At 66.2% G+C, this 21,080-nt stretch carries 17 protein-coding genes; 7 read left to right on the top strand and 10 right to left on the bottom strand.

Going from position 1 to position 21,080, the window contains the following annotated elements; genetic code table 11:
• Nucleotides 1-11 precede the first annotated feature (11 nt).
• Both GR702_RS10475 and GR702_RS10470 read left to right on the top strand, forming a co-directional pair.
• Nucleotides 12-1,226, top strand: coding sequence for a carboxynorspermidine decarboxylase (locus GR702_RS10475; protein ID WP_160985825.1), 1,215 nt, complete (start codon nucleotides 12-14; stop codon nucleotides 1,224-1,226).
• A 413-nt stretch (nucleotides 1,227-1,639) separates the two neighbouring features.
• Nucleotides 1,640-2,848: a type III PLP-dependent enzyme domain-containing protein gene (locus GR702_RS10470; RefSeq protein ID WP_160985824.1), complete on the top strand. Its 1,209-nt coding sequence runs from the start codon at nucleotides 1,640-1,642 to the stop codon at nucleotides 2,846-2,848.
• Between the two features lie 65 nt (nucleotides 2,849-2,913).
• On the opposite strand, the gene GR702_RS10465 is transcribed toward GR702_RS10470, so the two are convergent.
• The 5 genes from GR702_RS10465 to murI all read right to left on the bottom strand — a co-directional run bounded on the left by GR702_RS10465 (nucleotide 2,914) and on the right by murI (nucleotide 9,379).
• Nucleotides 2,914-4,725, bottom strand: a complete 1,812-nt coding sequence (locus GR702_RS10465) for a hypothetical protein (RefSeq protein ID WP_160985823.1) — start codon at nucleotides 4,723-4,725, stop codon at nucleotides 2,914-2,916.
• Between the two features lie 173 nt (nucleotides 4,726-4,898).
• Nucleotides 4,899-5,999, bottom strand: coding sequence for an NADH:flavin oxidoreductase/NADH oxidase (locus tag GR702_RS10460; protein ID WP_160985822.1), 1,101 nt, complete (start codon nucleotides 5,997-5,999; stop codon nucleotides 4,899-4,901).
• A 376-nt stretch (nucleotides 6,000-6,375) separates the two neighbouring features.
• Nucleotides 6,376-7,590 (bottom strand): 5-aminolevulinate synthase, encoded by a 1,215-nt coding sequence (hemA, locus tag GR702_RS10455; RefSeq protein ID WP_160985821.1) that lies wholly within the window; start codon nucleotides 7,588-7,590, stop codon nucleotides 6,376-6,378.
• A gap of 116 nt (nucleotides 7,591-7,706) precedes the next feature.
• Entirely contained in the window at nucleotides 7,707-8,534 is an 828-nt protein-coding gene (locus GR702_RS10450; RefSeq protein WP_160985820.1) for a hypothetical protein, read from the bottom strand.
• Nucleotides 8,531-9,379, bottom strand: coding sequence for a glutamate racemase (murI, locus tag GR702_RS10445; RefSeq protein WP_160985819.1), 849 nt, complete (start codon nucleotides 9,377-9,379; stop codon nucleotides 8,531-8,533). Before murI ends, GR702_RS10450 begins: the two co-directional genes overlap by 4 nt.
• 110 nt (nucleotides 9,380-9,489) lie before the next feature.
• Between murI and plsY the strand changes: the two genes are divergently transcribed.
• From plsY to GR702_RS10420, 5 genes are all read left to right on the top strand, one after another.
• On the top strand, nucleotides 9,490-10,077 hold the full coding sequence (plsY, locus tag GR702_RS10440; RefSeq protein ID WP_160985818.1) for a glycerol-3-phosphate 1-O-acyltransferase PlsY: 588 nt from the start codon (nucleotides 9,490-9,492) through the stop codon (nucleotides 10,075-10,077).
• A complete protein-coding gene (gene dprA / locus GR702_RS10435; protein ID WP_160985817.1) occupies nucleotides 10,074-11,204 on the top strand; it encodes a DNA-processing protein DprA in 1,131 nt (376 codons plus the stop codon). Before plsY ends, dprA begins: the two co-directional genes overlap by 4 nt.
• Before the next feature lie 530 nt (nucleotides 11,205-11,734).
• Complete coding sequence (locus tag GR702_RS10430; RefSeq protein WP_237449656.1) at nucleotides 11,735-12,829, top strand: vWA domain-containing protein; 1,095 nt, start codon at nucleotides 11,735-11,737, stop codon at nucleotides 12,827-12,829.
• 191 nt (nucleotides 12,830-13,020) lie between these two features.
• Nucleotides 13,021-15,630, top strand: a complete 2,610-nt coding sequence (gene topA / locus GR702_RS10425; protein ID WP_160985815.1) for a type I DNA topoisomerase — start codon at nucleotides 13,021-13,023, stop codon at nucleotides 15,628-15,630.
• Nucleotides 15,627-15,806: a hypothetical protein gene (locus GR702_RS10420; protein ID WP_008828827.1), complete on the top strand. Its 180-nt coding sequence runs from the start codon at nucleotides 15,627-15,629 to the stop codon at nucleotides 15,804-15,806. The genes topA and GR702_RS10420 overlap by 4 nt, the downstream gene beginning before the upstream one ends.
• A gap of 27 nt (nucleotides 15,807-15,833) precedes the next feature.
• Here the strand turns inward: GR702_RS10420 and GR702_RS10415 are convergent, their stop codons facing one another.
• The 5 genes from GR702_RS10415 to lepB all read right to left on the bottom strand — a co-directional run bounded on the left by GR702_RS10415 (nucleotide 15,834) and on the right by lepB (nucleotide 20,948).
• The gene (locus tag GR702_RS10415) at nucleotides 15,834-17,360 is read right to left on the bottom strand and encodes a hypothetical protein (RefSeq protein WP_160985814.1); all 1,527 of its coding nucleotides are present in this window, start codon (nucleotides 17,358-17,360) and stop codon (nucleotides 15,834-15,836) included.
• A gap of 119 nt (nucleotides 17,361-17,479) precedes the next feature.
• The gene (locus tag GR702_RS10410; RefSeq protein ID WP_160985813.1) at nucleotides 17,480-18,532 is read right to left on the bottom strand and encodes an SGNH/GDSL hydrolase family protein; all 1,053 of its coding nucleotides are present in this window, start codon (nucleotides 18,530-18,532) and stop codon (nucleotides 17,480-17,482) included.
• On the bottom strand, nucleotides 18,532-19,428 hold the full coding sequence (gene era / locus GR702_RS10405; RefSeq protein WP_160985812.1) for a GTPase Era: 897 nt from the start codon (nucleotides 19,426-19,428) through the stop codon (nucleotides 18,532-18,534). The genes GR702_RS10410 and era overlap by 1 nt, the downstream gene beginning before the upstream one ends.
• Nucleotides 19,425-20,093 (bottom strand): ribonuclease III, encoded by a 669-nt coding sequence (gene rnc, locus GR702_RS10400; protein WP_160985811.1) that lies wholly within the window; start codon nucleotides 20,091-20,093, stop codon nucleotides 19,425-19,427. Before rnc ends, era begins: the two co-directional genes overlap by 4 nt.
• Nucleotides 20,094-20,948, bottom strand: coding sequence for a signal peptidase I (gene lepB / locus GR702_RS10395; RefSeq protein WP_160985810.1), 855 nt, complete (start codon nucleotides 20,946-20,948; stop codon nucleotides 20,094-20,096).
• Nucleotides 20,949-21,080: the final 132 nt, after the last annotated feature.

Raw genomic sequence — 21,080 nt, 5'->3', positions numbered from 1 at the left:
GACTGACACGCATGGAAACCAGAGCCGGGGATCCGGGCGCCTTCGCCAAGTTCGACCTTTCGCGGGTCGACAGCCCTTCCTTCGTCGTCGACGCGGCCAAGCTGCGCGATAACCTGCGCGTGCTTGCCGACATTGGCGAGCGCTCGGGCGCGAAGGTCCTCTCGGCGCTCAAGGCATTCTCGATGTGGTCCACGGCCCCGATCGTGGGAGAGTACCTGGACGGCGTTTGCACTTCCGGCCTGTGGGAGGCACGCCTCGCTTCCGAGTTCTACGACGGCGAGATCGCGACGTACTGCGCTGCCTACAAGGAAGAGGATATGGACGAGATCCTGCGCCTCTCCGACCATGTGATCTTCAACTCTCCCGCCCAGGTCGAGCGGTTCTGGCCCTTCATCGAAATGGCGCGGGCGCGCGGCGACAATTTCGACATCGGCCTTCGCATCAACCCTCTCCACCCCGAGGGCGAGGTGGCGAAGTACGACCCTTCCGCTCCGCACTCGCGGCTGGGCTTCCCCATCGACCAGCTGACGGCCGAGCACGTGGGCATGATCGACGGCATCCACTTCCACAACTTGTGCGAGCAGGACTTCGAGCCGCTGCACCGGACATGGGACAAGGTGTTCGATTTCCTCGAGCCCTACTTCGGCGAGCTGAAGTGGATAAACCTTGGCGGTGGGCACCACATCACCCGCGCCGACTACCAGCGCGATGAACTGGTCGAATTCCTGCGCGACATGGCCGAGGACACCGGCGCCCAGATCTACATCGAACCGGGCGAAGCCGTGGCGCTGGACGCAGGCATCCTTGTCGGCACCGTGCTCGATGTGGGCTGGAACGGAATGCCCGTCGCCATCGTCGACATATCGGCAACGTGCCACATGCCCGATGTGATCGAGGCTCCGTATCGTCCCGCCATGCTGGGCGAACGTGTGGCGGACGAAGACTTCCTGGAGGAAGGCCCGGTCGAAGCAGGTGCCGACGGAGCGGTGCGGCTCGGCGGGCCCTCGTGCCTTGCCGGGGATGTGATCGGCGACTATCGCCTGCCCGCGCCGCCCGAGCCGGGCCTTCGTTTCGCCTTCCTCGACCAGGCGCACTATTCGATGGTCAAGACGACCACGTTCAACGGTGTGCCCTTGCCGTCCATCTGGCTCTGGGATTCAGAGACCGACGCTCTCGAGTGCGTCCGACGCTTCGGGTACGAGGATTTCCGCACGCGCCTGAGCTGACGCGCCGCTCTCACATGCTGCCTCGATCGCTCGGCGCGGCGCATATCCTGAAACGGCTGCAGTGGACGCAATCCACCGCGCACCTGCGCCGTTCAGTCCTGCCGGGACGAGTCGGCGGGAGCGATGGAGCCGGCCGCTCGTTTCACGTCATGAATGCCGCGTTCGGTCGCTTATCCAGAACTTCAGTGCTTGAAGCGATCGAATGCCTAACTGCCTGTAGGAGCTCGCCAAATCTCGCGCGTGAGCCATGGGTTTGCACGGGATTGTGACGCTGTATGACATTTTTGTGAAGGGGTCAGATTTTCACTTGCGATTCATCTCGCCGCCCCTATATCCGCCCCTCGCTGCCCCATGGGGACTTCCAAACCGCAAGGCAGCTTCTGTCGTAACACACCGTTTGGGGGTCCCTTGAGTTGCACATTTTCCCTGACGCACCGGCTGTAGCGCGCGCCCTGGCGCCCGACGAACCCGTCATCCTGAACCGCCCGCACGCGGCGGCTCGCGCTGCGCGTTTCTTCGCATCGAAGTTCCCGGGCAAATCGCTCTATGCGGTGAAGGCCAATCCCTCGCCGGATCTCATCCAGATCCTGTGGGACAACGGCATCACGCACTACGACGTCGCTTCGATCACCGAAGTGCGCATGGTTCGCGCGACGCTTCCCGAGGCGACCCTGTGCTTCATGCACCCGGTGAAGACGGCAAGCGCCATCCGCGAAGCCTATTTCCAGCATGGCGTGCGCACTTTCAGCCTCGACACCCTCGAAGAGGTCGAGAAGATTGTCGCCGCGACCACCGACGGGGAAGGCAACGCGGCGCGTGACCTTCGCCTCTGCGTGCGGCTGCGTGTCTCGTCGGAGTATTCGGAACTCAGCCTCGCGTCGAAGTTCGGCATCGACGTGGCCGACGCGGGCGAACTGCTGCAGGCGACGCGTCAGGTGGCCGACTGGCTCGGCGTGTGCTTCCACGTGGGTTCGCAGGCAATGACGCCGTTCGCCTATGTCCAGGCGCTGGAGCGGGCTCGCGCGGCGATCGCTGCAGCCGGCGTCGTCATCGACATGGTGGATGTGGGCGGCGGTTTTCCCTCGTCCTATCCGGGCATGGAGCCGCCTCCGCTCGAGGATTACTTTGCGATCATCCACCGGCACTTCGAGGCGCTGCCGATCGCCTACAACGCCGAGCTGTGGTGCGAACCCGGCCGCGCGCTTTCGGCAGAGTACAACTCGCTGATCGTCAAGGTCGAGAAGCGCCGCGGCGACGAGCTCTACATCAACGATGGCGCTTATGGTGCCCTCTACGATGCCGCCCATGTCGCCTGGCGCTTCCCCGTCAAGGCGATCGGGCGCGAGGGCGAGCGGTCGTCGGAGCTGCAGGAATTCTCGTTCTACGGCCCCACCTGCGACGATGCCGACTTCATGGAAGGCCCGTTCATGCTCCCTGCCGACATCAAGGCCGGGGACTGGATCGAAGTGGGAATGCTGGGCGCCTATGGCGCGGCCATGCGCACGGCGTTCAACGGCTTCGGTGGCGGTGAGGTCGTGATGGCGCAGGACGAGCCGATGGCGAGCCTGTACACCGGCCGCAAGGACCCCAGAGTTTCGGACAACGTCGTCAGCCTGCGCTGATCGGCTTTCCGCCTGAATCATCGAAAAATCCCTCGGAACTGCGGTTCCGGGGGATTTTTCGTGTGTCAGGGACGGGAGGGCACTGGGCTGCGGCGGGCTTTCCAGGTGAGGGCGGCAATCGCAGCCAGCGCCAGGAGGCAACCGATGAACGTAAAGAGGCTCAGCCAGCCCGCGACAGTCTGGCGCAAGGGACGCTCGTAAGGGAACGGTCGGTAGTGGCTGAATGCTTCGGCCTGCAAGCGCTGTCGACGCGTGAACTCGTCGCCGGGACGGCACTGGTTCTCGCGCGGGTAGACGTAGCAGGATGGGTTCTTCAGGTTGAGCAGGCCGTTGCGGTCTTCCAGCGCAGGGCCGGTGGCGAGCCGCCCCGGCCGAAACACTTCCATGCGGTAGCCGAACATCGGCTCGTAACAGGGATAGGCGCTGACTCCGAAGCTCATGGCATCGTTGCGCGCAGTCAGGCGGCGTTGCTGAGCAGCGCTGGACGGCGCCCAGGGGTCGGCGATGCGGCCGATCGGCGGCACGGTTCCGCCCGCGCGGATGCGCGCGTGTGCGGCAACCAGCGCCGACGGATCGTATTGCTGCGAGGCGTAGTAGTCCATGTCGGTCAGCGCGCTCTGCCCGATGGTGAGCGCGATCGCAGCGCTCGACCAGATTGCGCGGCGGGCGGGGTCATGGATCACATAGTCCAGTAGGAGAGCCGTCAGCACGCAAAGCAGCGGCACGTAGGCGAACCAGAAGCGCAGCATGACCGACATCATCTTCAGGACCGGCACGTGCAGCACCAGCCAGCGCAGGCCCAAGGCATCCCAGTTGACGAGGATCGGCACAGTCAGGAGGACCGCGCCAGCTGCGAGCGGCAGGGCGCATGAGCCCTTCAGCAGAGGCGCAAGCTCTCTGCGTCGGACAGCGCACACGATACCGCAGACGACCGCGATCAGCGGCATGATGCCGACGCCGTACTCGAACTCCACCCGGTCGAGCACCAGCGTCTCGGCAGGAAGGTAGGCAAGCAGTTGCGGAACGAAGAGCGACAGACCTGCGCCGCTCACCAGTGCGGGCAGGCTGCCCGTCATCCGCAGGCTGACCGGCCGCACGACGTTGCCGGCGAAGGCGAGCGCCGGGACGAGCTTGTAAGCGCTGAGGGCCAGGAAGAGGGCAAAAGCCAGCACTGTGACCCAGACGATCCCGCGATGCCAACGCCCCTGATGCACCAGCAGCAGAGCGAGGACCGCCAGCGCCAACAGCATCGGCAGGATCGTGTTCGTGCCGCCACTGTAGAAGAGATACGCCAGCATCAGGCCCGCGCCGATGCCCCGGGCTGCAGGTGCAAGTCGCCGACGCCCGCCACTTCGGGCGAAAAGCAGGAACGCTATCCAGGGAAGCAGCATGACCCCGTGGAATGTCACGTGGCCAACGATCATCCGATCGATGTAGAACCCGTTCAACAGGAAGATCGATGCTCCCGCCAGCGCGGCAGGGCAGGAGACGGAGAATGTGCGGCGCAGCAGCAGGAACATGCCCAACGCGCCAAGCACGCCGAAGGTGATCCACGACACCGCAAGGCTTGCGAGCGGCGGCAGGACCGTCATCAGCGCCTGCGGCAGCGACCAGTAGACCGACTGCGGATTGAACAGGAACGGAATACCCCCGCAGAACGAGGGCACGAACTCCGGCGGCACGAAGGGGCCGTTGACGGTGTACCAGAAGTGCCCGGCGGTCATCCAGGGGAGGAACAGGCCGTAGTCGTACCCCAGGCGACCGTTGGAATTCGGGAAGAACTGCAGGATGGTCGAGGCGAAGAACGCCGCGGCCACTGTCGCGCAGATCCACGGAAGCCAACCCGCCTTGCTCCCGCCGTGCCACCGTGTCGTCATCCGCGCGCCCCCGCCGCACCGAACGCAGTGCCCGGCCTTCGTGGCACACCAAGGCGCGGATTAACGGGCGCGGTCAAGCCTTCGTCCCGAACTGGACCACTCCGGGACGCGTGACGGCAGCCGCGAGGCGCCGCTCCCCATGGCTCAAGGGAGCGGCGTCCACATTCCTATGGTCAGGAACTGACGAAAAGATCCTTGAACTGCCGGGGCTGGCTGCGAAGGAATTGCGGCGCGACTTTCATCGTTGCACCAAGGGCAGCCGCCGCGTGCCAGGGCCAGCGGGGATCGTAAAGCACCGTGCGGGCGAGGGCGATCATGTCGGCGTCACCGGTCGCGACGATCGCCTCCGCCTGTTCGGGCTCGGTGATGAGGCCAACGGCGACGACCGGGATCGATACCGCTTCCTTCACGCTGCGGGCCAGAGGGACCTGGTAGTTCGGGCCGACGGGGATCTTCTGCTGCACCGCCAGACCTCCCGACGAGACATGGATGACGGCAGCGCCGCGCTCTTCCAGGGCTTTCGAGAACGCGACCGTCTGCTCGACGTCCCATCCGCCGTCGGCCCAGTCGGTGCCGGAAAGTCGCACGGTCACGGGCTTGGCGGCAGGGAAGGCGGCCCTTACCGCATCGAAGACCTCCAGCGGGAAGCGCATGCGGTTCTCCAGCGATCCGCCGTATTCATCGGTGCGCTGGTTCGAGAGCGGCGAGAGGAACTGGTGGAGCAGATAGCCGTGGGCCGCGTGGATCTGGATCGCATCGATGCCCAGGCGGTCGGATCGCCGCGCCGCATCGGCAAAGGCCTCCCGGATGCGGGCAAGGCCTTCCTGGTCGAGGGCTACGGGCGGATGCTCGTGCGCTTCGAACGGAAGGTCGGATGACGAGACCGTCTGCCAGCCATTCGGCGCTTCGGGCGCGATCTGGGCGCCCCCGTCCCACGGCCTGGCCGTGCTCGCCTTGCGGCCGGCATGGGCCAACTGGATGGCGATGGGCATGTCGGACCAGCGCCGCACCGTCTCCAGGACCTTGCCCATCGCTTCCTCGGTGGCATCGTCCCACAGCCCGACATCGGCATAGGAGATCCGTCCCTCCGGCGTGACGGCGGTGGCTTCGATTGTCAGCAGGGCCGCGCCGGAAAGCGCAAGCTGGCCAAGGTGGATGGCGTGCCAGTCGGTCATCCGCCCTTCCTCGGCGGAATACTGGCACATGGGCGCGATGACGATCCGGTTCGAAAGGGTAAGATCGCCGATGGAGATCGGCTCGAAGAGCTTGGCCATGGTTGTTCCTCAAGTCCTGCGGTTGCCAGGAAGCAGCGCGGCGAACTGCCGCGCGCGGCAACGGCTGCTCACTTGGGAACGCACCCGGCTTGGAAAAAGACCCGCGTTCGCCGCGATGCCGCATTTCAGGATAGATTATCTTGCAACTGCGAAAGCGTGGGGCGAAAGTTCATGGCCGGTAGCTTGCGGGTCTTGCGCGGCAGGGCAACTGCAACCCGCGCACCGCCGCCAGTGAGAGCTTCCACGCGGCCATCAGATGCCTGCCCGCCTTTGCAGTGAGCTGCCGGTCGCCCGACAAGAAGAACCCCGGAACCGCCCGGCTGCGCGTTGCAGGTACGCCGGGCGCATCAAGCGCGAGGTCGTCGCCCGGAGTGGTTCAGGCCGCCTGACGCAGTTCCAGTCGTTCCCAGATCTCGACGAGGGCGTCTGTCAGCTCGCGCATCATCTCTTCGGTATGTGCAGGGCCCGGGGTGAACCGCAAGCGCTCCGTCCCGCGCGGGACGGTGGGGAAATTGATGGGCTGCACATAGGCGCCGTACTCGGCCAGCAGGATGTCGCTGATCTGCTTGGCCCGCACCGGATCCCCCACCATGAGCGGCACGATGTGGGTTGTCGAAGCCATCACGGGGAGGCCGGCGTCGCGGAACATCCGCTTCATCGTCGCGGCGGAGCGCTGCTGCCCGTCCCGTTCCTCGCTCGAGCTCTTGAGGTGCCGGACCGAGGCCAGCACTCCCGCGACCAGCACCGGCGAGAGCGAGGTCGTGAAGATGAAGCCCGGCGCATAGGACCGGATGCAGTCGATGATCTTGGTGCTGGTGGCGATATAGCCGCCCATCACCCCGAATGCCTTGCCCAGCGTGCCTTCGATGATGTCGATCCGGTGCGCGGCCTCGTCCCGGTCAGTGATGCCGCCGCCGCGCGGGCCGTACATGCCAACCGCGTGGACTTCGTCGATGTAGGTGAGCGCGTTGTACTTTTCAGCGAGGTCGCAGACCTCGTGGATCGGAGCGACATCCCCGTCCATCGAGTACACCGACTCGAACGCGATCAGCTTGGGCACCGCGGGATCTATCGCGGCGAGCAGTTCCTCGAGGTGTTCGAGGTCGTTGTGACGCCAGACCTTCTTCTCGCAGCCGGAGTTGCGAATGCCGGCGATCATGCTGGCATGGTTCAGCTCGTCCGAGAAGATCACGCAGCCCGGCAGCAGCTTGGCCAGAGTGGAAAGCGTGGCATCGTTCGAGACGTAGCCCGAAGTGAACAGCAGCGCGCCTTCCTTGCCGTGAAGGTCGGCGAGTTCGCGCTCGAGTTCGATGTGGTAGTGCGTGTTGCCGCCGATGTTGCGGGTTCCGCCCGAGCCGGCGCCCACGTCGTGCAGCGCCTCTTCCATGGCCTCGATCACCTCGGGATGCTGGCCCATCGCGAGATAGTCGTTCGAGCACCACACCGTGATCGGTTTCGGGCCGTTGTGGCCGGCAAAGCAGCGCGCGTTGGGATAGGCACCCTTGTTGCGCAGGATGTCGATGAAGACGCGATAACGGCCCTCGGAATGAAGCCGCTCGATCGCCTGGTCGAAAATATGCTCGTAGTTCACGGTTGAGACTGTGTCCTGCGTTGCCTGCCCGGCTTGCCGTACCAACGGTGCGAACAGCTTTTCCGGGGGCCAATACCTTATCGTGTTATTCAATGCCAGCCGCTTGTGCCGCAGGTCTAATCGGAAAACGTGCCTGCGGAAAACGGAACTTTGCCCGGTTGGTGACCACTGACGATGACCATCTGCGGCGCGGCGCGGTGTAGTGCATTGATCGTGGTCAACCAAGCGAGGTTCGCACGGCGGAAACCGGGCGGCTCGTCCCGTGTGGCGAAACGGGCGGGCAGGCGGCTCTTGCGCCAGTTTGCATCCATCTTGGCCACGTCTCCCGTGAACAGGTACTCGCGTCCACCGGCGAGCCTGACGTAGATCATCCGGGTCGCGGGCTCGAGACCGGCGGCGGGAATGACGACCACCCCAGGAGCGAGCGCGTAGGGAGCCAGGGCGGGGTCGCCGGGCGGATGCTGGGCGCCAGGAGCCTTCCCGCCGTTGTGCACGGGACGGTCGGAGAGGAGGACCATCGCCGAGGCACGGCGAAGCGCGAGTTCGACCCGGCGCTGGGCCGCCGGCCTGAATTCCTCGACATCGTGCGCGGATACGGCTTCCGGCGCGACGCCGGCATCGATGACGATCGGTCCTGTGCCCGGCATCACCAGTTGATAGGCGCGCACGGCCGTGGGCACCGGCCGCAGCCCGCCGCCCGCGACCAGCATGTTGCCCGAGATCGAACGCTCGCCCACCGTTTCCACCCGCAGGGCACGAGGCAGCGGCGCTCCCGATGCGGCGGCGAGCGCGCGCAGTCGCGGCATAGTCACCGCTGCCTGTCCCGTGCCGGCATTCACTTCCCCCGGACCCGATCCGGCGTCCGGATCTATCAGGTACCAGTAGTAAGGAATTCCAACGATGATCAGCAGCGACAGCAACCAGATGTTCAGGCGTCGCGTCAAAATCTCTCGACCTCAAGCAGCCCGTACTGCGCCAGCTTCGTGCGGTGCGCGTCGGACACGTCTCCCGCCCCGGTGAATAGCGCCATGTCGGGGCGTTGGCGAGCGTATTCCTGTCCCGCGGTGAGACGTGCGACCTGCCGGGCGATCCCGGGTGCGCCATGGACAAAGCGGACGTCGCTGCCCAAGGCCTCCGCCAGTTCCGCTTGAACCAGCGGGAAATGGGTGCAGGCCAGCACGACGGTATCCATCCGCTCTCCGCCGGGCTGGCCGCGCAGGGCTTCGGCCGCGTGGCGAATGGCGGCGGGATCTACGGGTTCGCCGCGCAGCTTGGCTTCCGCCGCCTCGACGAGGCCGGGCGCACCGTAGCGCAGCAGGCGTTTGTCGGAGGCGAATTCGTGCGCCAGCCGGTCGACATAGGCCTGGCGCACAGTCGCCTCGGTTCCGAGCAGGCCGATAACGCCCGTACGCGTCATCGCCGCCGCGGGCTTGATTGCCGGAACGGTGCCGACGATCGGCACTTCCAGAACGTCGCGCACCATGCCCAGCGCGATCGTGGAGGCGGTGTTGCAGGCGATGCAGACGAGCCGCGGGCGCAGTCTTTCGGTCAGCCGGCCGAGCAGCCCCGCGACCCGCGCGGCGATCTGCGCCTCTGTCTTGGTGCCATAGGGCAGCCCTGCCGTGTCGGCGGCATAGATGATTGGCGCGTCGGGTAGGGCCTTGCGGACCTCTTCCAGCACCGTGAGGCCGCCAACGCCTGAGTCGAACAGCAGGATCGGCGCGGATGGCTCTATATTGGCGGCATTGAAGGTGGCGCCGGTGGGCGCGCGCATCGTATCGGAAGCCATTGTTCGTCCCTGGACCTTGCTGCCTGTTAACCGCCTCGGCGTGGACAGGGCAACGTCCAATGCTGCAACCTGTCTTCTGCTTGGCGCGATAGGGCGCTAAGACCATGCCCATGGAGTGGATTCTCGCACTTGCGCTCGGCTATGCCTTCGGTTCCGTACCGTTCGGTCTCATCATCACCCGTCTGTCCGGAGCCGGAGATCTGCGCGCCATCGGTTCGGGGAATATCGGCGCCACCAACGTGCTGCGCACCGGACGCAAGGGACTGGCTGCGGCAACACTGCTGCTCGACCTTGCGAAGGGACTTGCCGCAGTGTTGATCGCCAGCCGTCTCTGGCCGGACTGGGCGGCATTGGCGGGCCTGGGGGCGTTCCTGGGCCACTGCTTTCCGGTATGGCTGCGGTTCAGGGGCGGCAAGGGCGTGGCGACCACAGCCGGCATCGCGTTCGGCCTCGCGTGGCCGGTTGGCCTTGCCTACGCGCTCACGTGGATCGGGCTGCTGGCATCGATCCGCATTTCCTCCGTCGCCGGGATGACAGCGGCCATCGTCGCGCCGCTCGCCGCGCTGGCGCTGGGAGAGCGGGAAGCGGCGCTGGTGCTCGGGCTCATCGCCGCGCTGGTGCTGTTCCAGCATCGCGAGAATATCTCTCGCCTGCTCGCGGGAACCGAGCCGCGCGTCGGCAGCGGCAAGAAGGGATGAGCACGGGCGGGCCAGCACGCGGCACGCTGTCGCAGGAAGAAGCGTTCGCGCGCATCCGCCTGCTGCGCTCGCCCAATGTCGGCCCGGTTTCCTATCGCCAGCTTCTGGCCCGCTTCGGCGATGCCGTGGCCGCTGTCGAGGCCCTGCCGCAGATCGCCGGTCGGACAGGCCGCCCCTATTCCGCCGCGCCCGAGCGCCGTGTTCACGACGAGATCGCGGCCGTCCGCAAGGCCGGCGCGCGCTATCTGTTTCACGATTCGCCCGAGTATCCTCCCTTCCTGAACGAGGCGGACGGTGCTCCGCCGATCCTGACCTTCAGGGGTGACATTTCGATCGCGCTGCAGCCGTGTGTCGCCATTGTCGGTGCACGCAACGCATCGGCCGCCGCCATCCGGTTCGCCCGGGACATCGCGCACGACCTTGCGGGTGAGGGTTGGACCGTCGTTTCCGGACTTGCCCGAGGGATCGACGGGGCGGCTCATCAGGGCGCGCTGGCGGCGGGCGCCACCATCGGCGTGATCGCCAGCGGCATCGACGTCGCTTATCCGCCCGAACACGCGAACCTTCAGGAAGAGGTCGCGACACGCGGGCTCCTGCTGGCCGAGCAGCCCCCGGGCACGGAGCCGCTGGCCCGCCACTTCCCCGCCCGCAACCGCATCATCGCCGGACTTGCCGCAGGCACTCTCGTTATCGAGGCGGCGCCCAAATCGGGTTCGCTGATCACCGCGCGCCTGGCGGGAGAGATGGGGCGTGAAGTCATGGCCGTACCCGGCTCACCGGTCGATCCCCGCTCGCACGGATGCAATCAGCTCATCCGCGACGGCGCCATCCTCGTGCAGGGAGCGGCCGACGTGATCGAGCTGCTCTCGGGCTTCACCGGCAAGCCGCGCGCGATGCTGCGGGAAGGCGGCGCGGACAGCTTCGCCTGGAACATCGCGAGCCATCCGGATGCGGAGGATGAAGGTCCCGCGGATATTGCCGGCATCCTCTCCGTGGCGCCGGTCACGGTCGACGAACTGATCCGCCAGTCGAATACGAACGCCTCTGCAGTCCAGCTGGCGCTGCTTGAGCTGGAACTGTCCGGGCAACTCGTCCGCCACGCAGGGGGACGGGTAAGTCTTGGCTGAGATGGGCGCGGTGGCGCTTCGTCGGCGACACCGCTGACGCAAGTGAGTACAGAGGGGAAAGCTGAATGCGTAAGACCTTGTCCGCAGTGCTTATGGCAGCAATCTCGGGTACAGCAGTGCCGGTGCCAATCCATGCAGCAGCCCTTTCTGCGGGAGCCTCGCCGCAGCAATCCTCTGCCAGCGGCTATTGCCGCCGCCCCGACCCACTCCCACGCCTTGAGGCGGAAAGCGCTTTGCAGCAGGCCGCAAGAACGCCGACATCGGCGCCCACTTCCGCGCCGGTGGACGCGGAGATCGTCACCACCGGGAGCCGGGTAACGAGCGGAGAGGCGCCGCCGCCGCCGCCACCACCACCTCCTCCTCCGCCGCCGCCTGCCCCGCCAGCACCCGGGAGCTCGGCCGCAGGGACGGCACCGAGAGTTGCCGCGCCGGCGCCGCCACCGGTCGCGATGACGACTGGCGCTCCAGCCCGCAGCGCTGCCGGCTCCCCTTCCTATCCTTCGCGTCCTCGCGAGCAGGTGCAAAGCGGCATGCTGACTGCGGGCGAGCACGACGATCTGCTCAATCCCGAGCTTTATGCCTCCTATGTCCGCCGCTCAGGGCTCGGGCAGCAGGTGAAGGCACTGCCGGTCCTGGACACGGCCAGGCTCCTGACCGTCGCGGTCGAGGATGCAAGCGGTCGTCCAGCGCCGTTCGTACCTGTGGAGCTGCGCTGTTCGGACGGGAACAGCTTGACGTTGACCACGCAGGCGGACGGCACCGTGGCCTTCTTCCCCGGACTGGACCGGCTTTCCACCAGTGTTCGCATCCGGGCAGGCGGGAGCGACTGGCGCGTGGTGGATGTGCCGCGCACGGCGGGCAAGGCGCGCGTCGGCTTCACCATCGAAGGAGCGGCTGCCAAAGTGACGCGCCTCGACCTTGCGCTCGTGGTGGATGTGACCGGATCGATGTCAGACGAGCTACAGTTCCTCCAGGCGGAGCTCGATTCCATCGTGGCCAGCCTCAACCAGCGCCATCCGGAACTCGACATCCGCATCGGCATGACCTTCTATCGAGACCAGGGCGACGAGTTCGTCACCCGGACCTTTCCCTTCACCGGCGACGGCGCGACAGCGCGCGGCAATCTGGGCCGGCAATTCGCGGGAGGCGGCGGGGACTACGAGGAGGCCATGCAGGACGCTCTCGTCCGGGCCGCCGGGCTGGAGTGGCGGCGCGATGCGGTGAAGACGCTGGTGCTGGTGGCGGATGCTCCGCCCCATGCCGAGGATGTGCCGCGCGCCTGGCTCGCGGCCGAGCACTTGCGTGCGCAGCGCGTTCAGGTTGTGCCTGTGGGTGCATCGGGCGTAGGCGACCTTGCCGAGTACGTGATGCGCGCGATGGCTGCCGCCACACAGTCGCGCTACGCGTTCCTCACCGACGATTCCGGCATCGGCGATCCGCACGCGCCGCCTGCGATCGACTGCTACCTGGTCACGCGCCTCGACAAGCTGCTGACCCGCATCATCGACAGCCAGATCTCAGGCCGGCGCATAGAGCCCGAAAAGGCGGATGTGATCCGGTCCGTCGGCCGGTACGATGCCGGCAAGTGCATCCTTCCGCCCGATTTCGGCCGAGAAAACGGCTGAGCGGCTTTATCCCGCCTCGCGAATGCGCCAAGGAGGAAGCGCAGGGCCCAACCACGGAAGGGGTCTGATCACGACAGGGGCCCAATCACCGCAGGGCCCAGTCACTACAGGGGTTGACGCCCCGGCGGACCGGGACCCACCTTGTACGTGTATGCATGCGTGCGCACGCGTAAGGGCAGATCGAGAATAGAATGCAGCTTGTAATCGTCGAATCGCCTGCGAAGGCCAAGACCATCGAGAAGTACCTGGGCAAGGACTACAAGGTCCTCGCAAGCTACGGCCACGTCCGCGACCTGCCGCCCAAGGACGGCTCGGTCCGCCCGGACGAGGAGTTCGCGATGGACTGGGAGCTTTACGGCGACAAGCAGCGGCAGGTGAAGGCGATCACCGACGCCGCGAAGACCGCGGACCGCCTGATCCTTGCGACCGACCCTGATCGCGAAGGCGAGGCGATCTCGTGGCACGTGCGCGAACTGCTTGCCAAGCGCCGCGCGCTTCCCAAGGACGTGCAGCGCGTCACCTTCAATGCGATCACGAAGGACACCGTCACCAGGGCGATGACCCAGCCTCGTGAGCTGGACCAGGACCTGATCGACGCCTACCTGGCGCGCCGCGCGCTGGATTACCTGTTCGGCTTCACGCTTTCGCCGGTGCTGTGGCGCAAGCTGCCGGGAGCCAAGTCGGCGGGCCGCGTCCAGTCCGTCGCGCTGCGCCTGATCGTCGACCGGGAGCGTGAGATCGAGGCGTTCCGTCCTCAGGAGTACTGGTCAGTCGCTGCCCTCATGGCGCACGACGGCACGGACTTCTCTGCCAAGCTGGTGACGTTCGAGGGGCAGAAGCTCGATCGCCTGAGCCTTGGCGAAGAGGGCGTCGCCATGCGCGCCAAGGCCGCGGTGGAGCAGGGCGCGTTCAAGGTGGAAGGGGTGGAAACCAAGCCCCATCGCCGCAATCCACAGCCGCCGTTCACCACTTCGACCCTGCAGCAGGAAGCCGCCCGCAAGCTCGGCTTCTCGGCCAGCCAGGCGATGCGGGTTGCGCAGTCCCTCTACGAGGCCGGTGCGATCACCTACATGCGTACCGACGGCGTGCAGATGGATCCCAGCGCAATTTCGGAATGCCGCGCCGCGATCAACGACCGCTACTCCGGGCACTATCTGCCCGAGAAGCCTCGGCACTACGAAACCAAGGCCAAGAACGCGCAGGAAGCGCACGAGGCGATCCGCCCTACCGACTTCACCCGGGATCGCTTCGGCTCGGGCGACGAGGCGCGCCTTTACGATCTCATCTTCAAGCGAGCCATGGCGAGCCAGATGGCTTCTGCGCAGCTGGAGCGCACCACTGTCACTCTGCGCGACGGCACCGGGCGGCATGAACTGCGCGCCACCGGACAGGTCGTGAAGTTCCCCGGTTTTCTCGCGGTCTACGAGGAAGGGCGCGACAACAAGGGCGATGAGGACGACGACGGCGGCCTGCTGCCGTTCATGAAGGCGGGCGACATGCCGGCCAAGAAGTCGGTTTCGGCCGAGCAGCACTTCACCCAGCCGCCGCCACGGTTTTCCGAGGCCAGCCTTGTCAAGCGGTTGGAGGAACTGGGCATCGGCCGCCCCTCGACGTACGCAGCGACGATCCAGGTCATCAAGGACCGCAACTACGTCCGCACGGAGAAGAACCGCTTCTTCGCCGAGGAATCCGGACGGCTTCTCACGTCTTTCCTCGAGCGCTTCTTCCCGCGCTACGTCGCCTACAATTTCACCGCCGGCATGGAGGATGAGCTCGACGATGTCTCGGGCGGGCGGCAGGAGTGGAAGGAGCTGCTTTCGCAGTTCTGGCGCGACTTCAAGCCGAAGTCCGACGAAGTCATGGAGAAGAAGCCCTCGGAAGTGACCGAGGCTCTGGACGAGTTCCTGTCCGACTACCTGTTCCCGCCCAAGGCGGACGGCAGCGATCCGCGCCTGTGCCCCAAGTGCGAGCAGGGGCGCCTGTCCCTGCGCGGAGGGCGATACGGCGCCTTTGTGGCGTGTTCGAACTACCCGGAGTGCAAGTTCACTCGCAAGTTCGCACAGCCCGGTGGCGCCAGTGACGGCGGGGACGACGAAAGCCTTGGCCAGGATCCGGAAACGGGCATGGAGATCACGCGCCGTTCCGGCCGCTTCGGGCCTTACATCCAGCTCGGCGAAGGCAAGGAAGCCAAGCGCGCCTCGATCCCGAAGGACATCGACGAACTGACCCTCGAATGGGCGATCAAGCTGTTGAGCCTGCCGCGCACGGTCGGCAGGCATCCCGAGACGGACAAGGACATCACCGCCAGCATCGGCCGTTATGGCCCGTACCTTGCGCATGACGGCAAGTACGCCAAGCTGCGCTCCACCGCGGAAGTCTTCGACACCGGTATGAACGCGGCCGTATCGATGCTTGCGGATGCGGCCAACCGCGGAGGCGCTGCCCGCGCCAAGGCGGAGCCGATCAAGCTGCTTGGCGCGCACCCGACCAACGGCGGCGAGATCAAGGTGATGGAGGGACGTTATGGCCCCTACGTTTCCGATGGCACCACCAACGCCACTCTCCCGCGCGACGTAAAGCCCGAGGACCTGACCGCCGAGCAGGCGATCACCCTGATCGACGAGAAGGCGGCCAAGGGTCCGGCGAAGGGCAAGAAGAAGGCCGCGCCCAAGAAGGCGGCCGCCAAGAAGGCTCCGGCAAAGAAGGAGCCTGCAAAGAAGGCAGCGGTGAAGAAAGCGCCGGCGAAGAAAGCCGGCGCGAAGAAAGCCGAAGTCGGCAAGGCGAAGGAAGCAGCGGAATGAGCGACAAGGTCGCCAAGCACAAGCAGCCCTGGAAGCCCGAGGAACTGCAGAAGCTCCAGACCCTTGCCGGCAAGGGCAAGGGTCTCAAGGAGATCGCGAAAGCCCTCAACCGCACCGAGGAATCGACCAAGGATGCCGCGCGCCAGCACGGGATGAACATCGCGAAGGCGCGATAGGACGAGGCCGGAGCCGGAGTCCCGAGGCTACCTCCTGACGTTATCGTCCCCAAGCTTCCACAGGGCGAACTTGCGGGTGCCGAGCGCGACCACAGCGTACTTGCGGTAATGCCTGCGCACGGTGTCACGAACGAGTGCGCGAGTCGCCTCGTTCACGTGGTTCGGCCGGCCTGTCTCTGCCGTGACGATCACTCCGGGGCGGCTTGTCAGGACGCGCTGCGTTTCGGCCACCGGGTCGGTGCCAAGAGCCCGTGCCTCGTTCAGCGCGTTGAGGTGGCTGGGATAGGCGAAGCGGCTGGGGATGCAGGCCTGCGTCGTGCGGTATAGCGCGCTGTCGCCTTCATACACGAACAGGCAGCGGCCATGCAGTTCGCGCGCGACTGCATCGCTGGCAGAGGCGAATTGCGCCGCCGTGCCACGCTCCACCACTTGCGCCATCGGGACGGCGATCCCGCCCAGCAGCCCAAAGCCCAGCAGCACCTGACCGAACCAGCGTTCGCCGGCAGCCGTTCGGCCCAGGGCCGGCGCGGCGAGCACGCAAAGGGGCACGAGCACGGGACCAAGGTAGTGATCGTACCAGGTACCGAAGATGAGGAATCCGCCAAGCGCCGCCAGCCCCCAGAGCCGCAGGTCTGGCAATACCGCTCCGTGCGTTCCCCGTGCCGGGCTGATCAAGCGAGGGGCCAGGAAAATCGCGAGCCCGAAAGGGAGTAGAGCCAGGGCTTCCTTGGTCAACCGCACCAACGCTTCGCCGATGTCGGTAGATCGGCCCAGGATGGAGATGAAGTTCGCCTGCACGAAGGCCTCGCCATGGCCGGCCAAGTGGTAGCAGAGCAGGACCGCAAGCGTCGGCGCGAGCGCAGCGCCCACCCAGCCCGTGCCGACCACGGCGAGGCGACCGGCAGTCCAGCCATCCGCGCGCCCACGCGCCAGCAGCATGAGGCCGAAGACCACGCCTTCGAACATGGCCGTGTACTTCACCTGCATCGCAAGGCCCACCAGCAGCATGGCCTCCAGCCCACGGCGGGCAAGGGCGGGGCTCCTCACACGAATGCGCGCCTCCAGAACCATGAGGGCTGCGAGTGCGACGGGCAAGTTGTAGAAGACCGGGGACTGGCCGAGCGCGACGTTGAATACCGGCTGCCAGACCAGATAGGCCAGCCCAGCAAGGCGGGCCGCCGCAGGTGGAGCGATGAACCGGGCGATCCGCTCGATCACCAGCGCGGTCAGGACGGAGAATGCGAGGCCAAGGATCTGGTAGGCGAGCACCGGATCGATCGGGAGCGCGTAGACGCTGCGGAAGATCGCGAACAGGCCCCATGGCTTGCGATCCCAGATATCGACATAGGGGATCGCGCCCGAAGCCATGCGCTGGCCGACGAGGAGATAAAACTGCTCGTCCGACTGGAACGCGGGCTTGCCCAGCATGATGAGCCGCAGGGCAAAGCCCGCCAGCACGTAAAGCCCCAGCGAGGCAGGCCAGTTGCGCCGGCCGGCCGGGGCAAGCGTCGCCTGCGCGGCTCGATGCGCTGTGGCGGCGATCCGCGCGACCATCTGCGACCCTTTCTCCGACGCGGCCGAAGGGACGCTCGTTTCAGGCGGCGCTTACGGCCTCGAGGTTGCAGAAATACGACGCGAGATGTGGCCGTGCCTCGAGGGGCCGCTGCAGTCGATCAGCCGCGAGGCCCCGACGCAGGCCTGGCGTCGGGAGTAGGGCCCGGTACGGGGACCGCAGGCCTAGGTGCTCCCGGAGCGGGGATCGTCGCGGGTTGCCCCGGGGGATTCGAGCCCGGCTCCACCGTGACGCTCGGCTTTGCAGGCCTGACGCCGGCCTTGATCAGCCAGAACGCGATGCCCTCTGCCGTCGCCTGCATGCCCGCCTTGTTGAGGTGCCACTGCAGCCCTTGCCTGCCGTCATAGCCCTGCGGCGAGCCGATCATCCAGGGCTCCTTGTCGCAAGGCGTATGCGTGGCGGATGCCTGGTTCATCTCGACCGTGACGATCCCGTGTGCCTGTGCGACCCGGCCGGTGATCTCGGCCAAGCGGCGGCCGATCTCCCGCACGATGGCGGCATCGGTTTCGCTCACGGGGGTGGCCGCGCAAAGGGCTCCGGGTTTCGGCAGGGGGGTCAGATACTGCACGAAGACGATGCGCGCCTGCGGGGCTGCGGCCTTCAGGCGACGGGCGATCTCGTTCAGCTGCGCCTCGTCGCGCGTGTAGTCCGCCTCTGTAGGCACGCGAACAGGGCCGCAGGCGCGGGTCTTCGCGCCCGAAGCGGCGATGATCCGCGAATTGAAGGCACAGGTCGCCGAGAAGAGGTTGCCGATGTAGGAAAGATCGTTGCCGCCGATCGTCACGGTGACGAGCCGCGTCTGAGCCGTCACGCTTGAGATCTGCGGCGGGATCTCGTTCCAGGGGCCAAGCACATTGTCGGTCGTGGCGCCCGAACAGGTACGGTCGATCAGGACCATCCCGAAGCGTTCGGCAAGAAGCGTGGGATAGTTGTTGAGGCTCTGCCCGCAACGCGCCGGCCAGCTGGGCTTGGCAGGGGGAAGTTGCGGCCCTGCCGCGAAGGAGGATCCAAGGGCGACGTAGCGCGCACCTACCAGGCTTTCCTCCAGCGCCGCGACCTGCGTCTTCTCGGCGGCCACCGCCCTCATGTAAGGCGTGGCACATCCGCCCAGGAGCAGCGCCGTCGCCGCCACCGTGCCCAGGGCCGCCTTCATCACTTCACCCAGTCCAGCCTGATTTCCTCATAGATGTCGCGCGCGGTCTCGGCCCAGTCCTCCTCGACCTTGACGTGGAGGAACAGGTGGACCTTCTGCCCGAGCACCTCGGCAAGTTCGTTGCGCGCCGCCTCGCCGATGGCCTTGATCCGGGCGCCGCGCTTGCCAAGGACAATAGCCTTCTGCCCATCGCGTGCGACGACAATCTGCTGGCGGATCTCCACCGAGCCGTCCTTGCGCACGGTATAGCTCTCGGGCCGGACGGCGGCATCGTAGGGAAGTTCCTCGTGGAGCTGGCGGTAAAGCTGCTCGCGCGTGATCTCGCATGCGAGAAGACGCTCGCTGGCATCCGAGACCTGGTCCTCGGGATAGTGCCACGGACCTTCGGGCATCTGCTTGGCAATCCAGGTCTTGAGTTCGGGTACGCCATCGCCGGTCAGGGCGGAGATGAAGAACACCTCGTCGAACGCGACCTCGGCGGTGAATTCCTGCGCCAGCTGCAGCAGCTTTTCCTTGGCGCTCGTATCCACCTTGTTGAGCACCAGCAATTTGCGCTCGGGCCGGTCCTTCAGCGTCTCGAGAAGAGGTGCAAGTTCGTGGCGGCGCAGCTTGACCGCATCGACGACGAGCAGGATCGCGTCGGCTTCCTGCGCGCCTTCCCATGCCGCGGCAACCATCGCCCGGTCGAGGCGGCGACGGGGCGCGAAGATGCCCGGGGTGTCCGCGAGAATGATTTGCGTCTCGCCCTCAAGCGCGATGCCGAGCAGGCGGGCGCGAGTGGTCTGCGCCTTTGCCGAGGTTATCGCCACTTTCTGGCCGACCAGCGCGTTTACCAGCGTCGACTTGCCCGCATTGGGAGCGCCGAGCACGGCAACGAGACCGCAGGATTGCGTCATCCGAACTTCCTCATGAATTCTTCGGCCGCCTGCGTTTCGGCGTCCTGCTTTGAATTGGCTGTGGCCTGCGCGGCGCCCACGTTGTGGACGGAGACCTCGACGGTGAAGCGCGCCGCGTGGTCCGGTCCGGAACGATGGACCAGCTTGTATTCGGGCATCCGGCGCCGGTTGCCGGCCGTCCATTCCTGGAGCGCGGACTTGGGATGCTTGCGCTTGCCGGTCTTGCCCTGAAGGGTATCGCCCCAGAGTGCCAGCACCATGTCGCGTGCCGTGTCGAAGCCCCGCTCGGTGAAGCAGGCGCCGATCATCGCTTCCATCACGTCGCCCAGGATGTTTTCCGAATCCTCGCCGCCATCGTCCCGGGCCTGCTTGCCAAGGCGCATGTGCCTTCCCAGGCCGATCTCCCGCGCGATCGTGGCACAGGTGCTGCGGCTGACCAGCGCGTTGAGGCGCTGCGAAAGGCGGCCTTCGGCCTCCTCGCTGTTGCGGTAGAGCCAGTCGGCGACGGAAAGCCCCAGGACCCGGTCACCCAGGAACTCGAGCCTTTCGTAGTTTCGCTTCTCGCCCGTGGAGCCGTGCGTAAGGGCGGCAAGCCAGAGACCTTCATCGACCGGCGTGTAGCCGGCGTGTTCGGTGAGGAAAGCGCGGGTCTGCGCGTCAAGCACTCAGATGACGCTCCCGATGCGGTTCCAGCGCGCTGCGGTGAACCAGGTCCATGGCTTGATCCATTCGGACGAGCCGTCCGTGGAGAACATCATGACCGCCGCCTTGCCGACGAGGTTTTCCTGAGGGACGATGCCGATGCCGGCGCCTTCGACCGCGGGGAAGCGGCTGTCCATGGAATTGTCGCGGTTGTCGCCCATGAGGAACATGTGGCCCTCGGGCACGATGAACACGCCCGTGTCGTCCTGCGGCGTCTGCCCCATGTCGAGCACGGTATAGGTCTTGCCGTTGGGAAGCGTTTCGCGGAACTGCGGGTAGCGGCACACCGCCACTCCGTTGTCGGTGCCGTCGAAGCCCGGGCCGCAGTCGGTGTTGGGGCTGACGGGAACCACGAAGTCGGCGACCTTCACCTTGGGGACGGCCTTGCCGTTGAGCCACACCTGCCCGGCCTTCATCTGCACTTCGTCGCCCGGCAGGCCGATGACGCGCTTGATGTAATCGACGTCGTTGCCCGGAGGAGCCTTGAAGATCACCACGTCGCCGCGCTCGGGCTGGCTGGCGAGGATGCGGCCGGGAATGATCGGAACGCTGAAAGGCAGCGAATACTTCGAAAAGCCGTAGGACCACTTGGTGGCGAACAGATAGTCGCCCGTCAGCAAACGCGGCAGCATCGACTCGCTCGGGATGTTGAACGGCGAGATGATGAAGCTGCGCAGGATCAGCACTCCCAGCACGAGCCAGGCCAGGAAGGAGAAGAAGCTTTCGTCCTTCTGCGGCGTTGCGGCGGGCTTCGCGCCGGCGGCTGCGGAGGCGGTGTCGGGTGCCTCGGTCTTGGTGGCGCTGTGCGTGTCGCTCATGGCTCAGACCCTTGCCCACGCGGGCCCGCTCCCGTCAAGTGCGATCCCTGCCAAGGTGCCATGGCGACCGATTATTGTACAACTCGCGCTTGGATTTCGCAGTTGCGGCACGCATAAGGCCGCCGAATGCTC

This window comes from Novosphingobium silvae, assembly GCF_009856825.1.
GTDB classification, from domain to species: Bacteria; Pseudomonadota; Alphaproteobacteria; order Sphingomonadales; family Sphingomonadaceae; genus Novosphingobium; species Novosphingobium silvae.
Note: the sequence above shows the minus strand (reverse complement) of the source record. Positions and strands in the feature narration are given on the sequence as shown.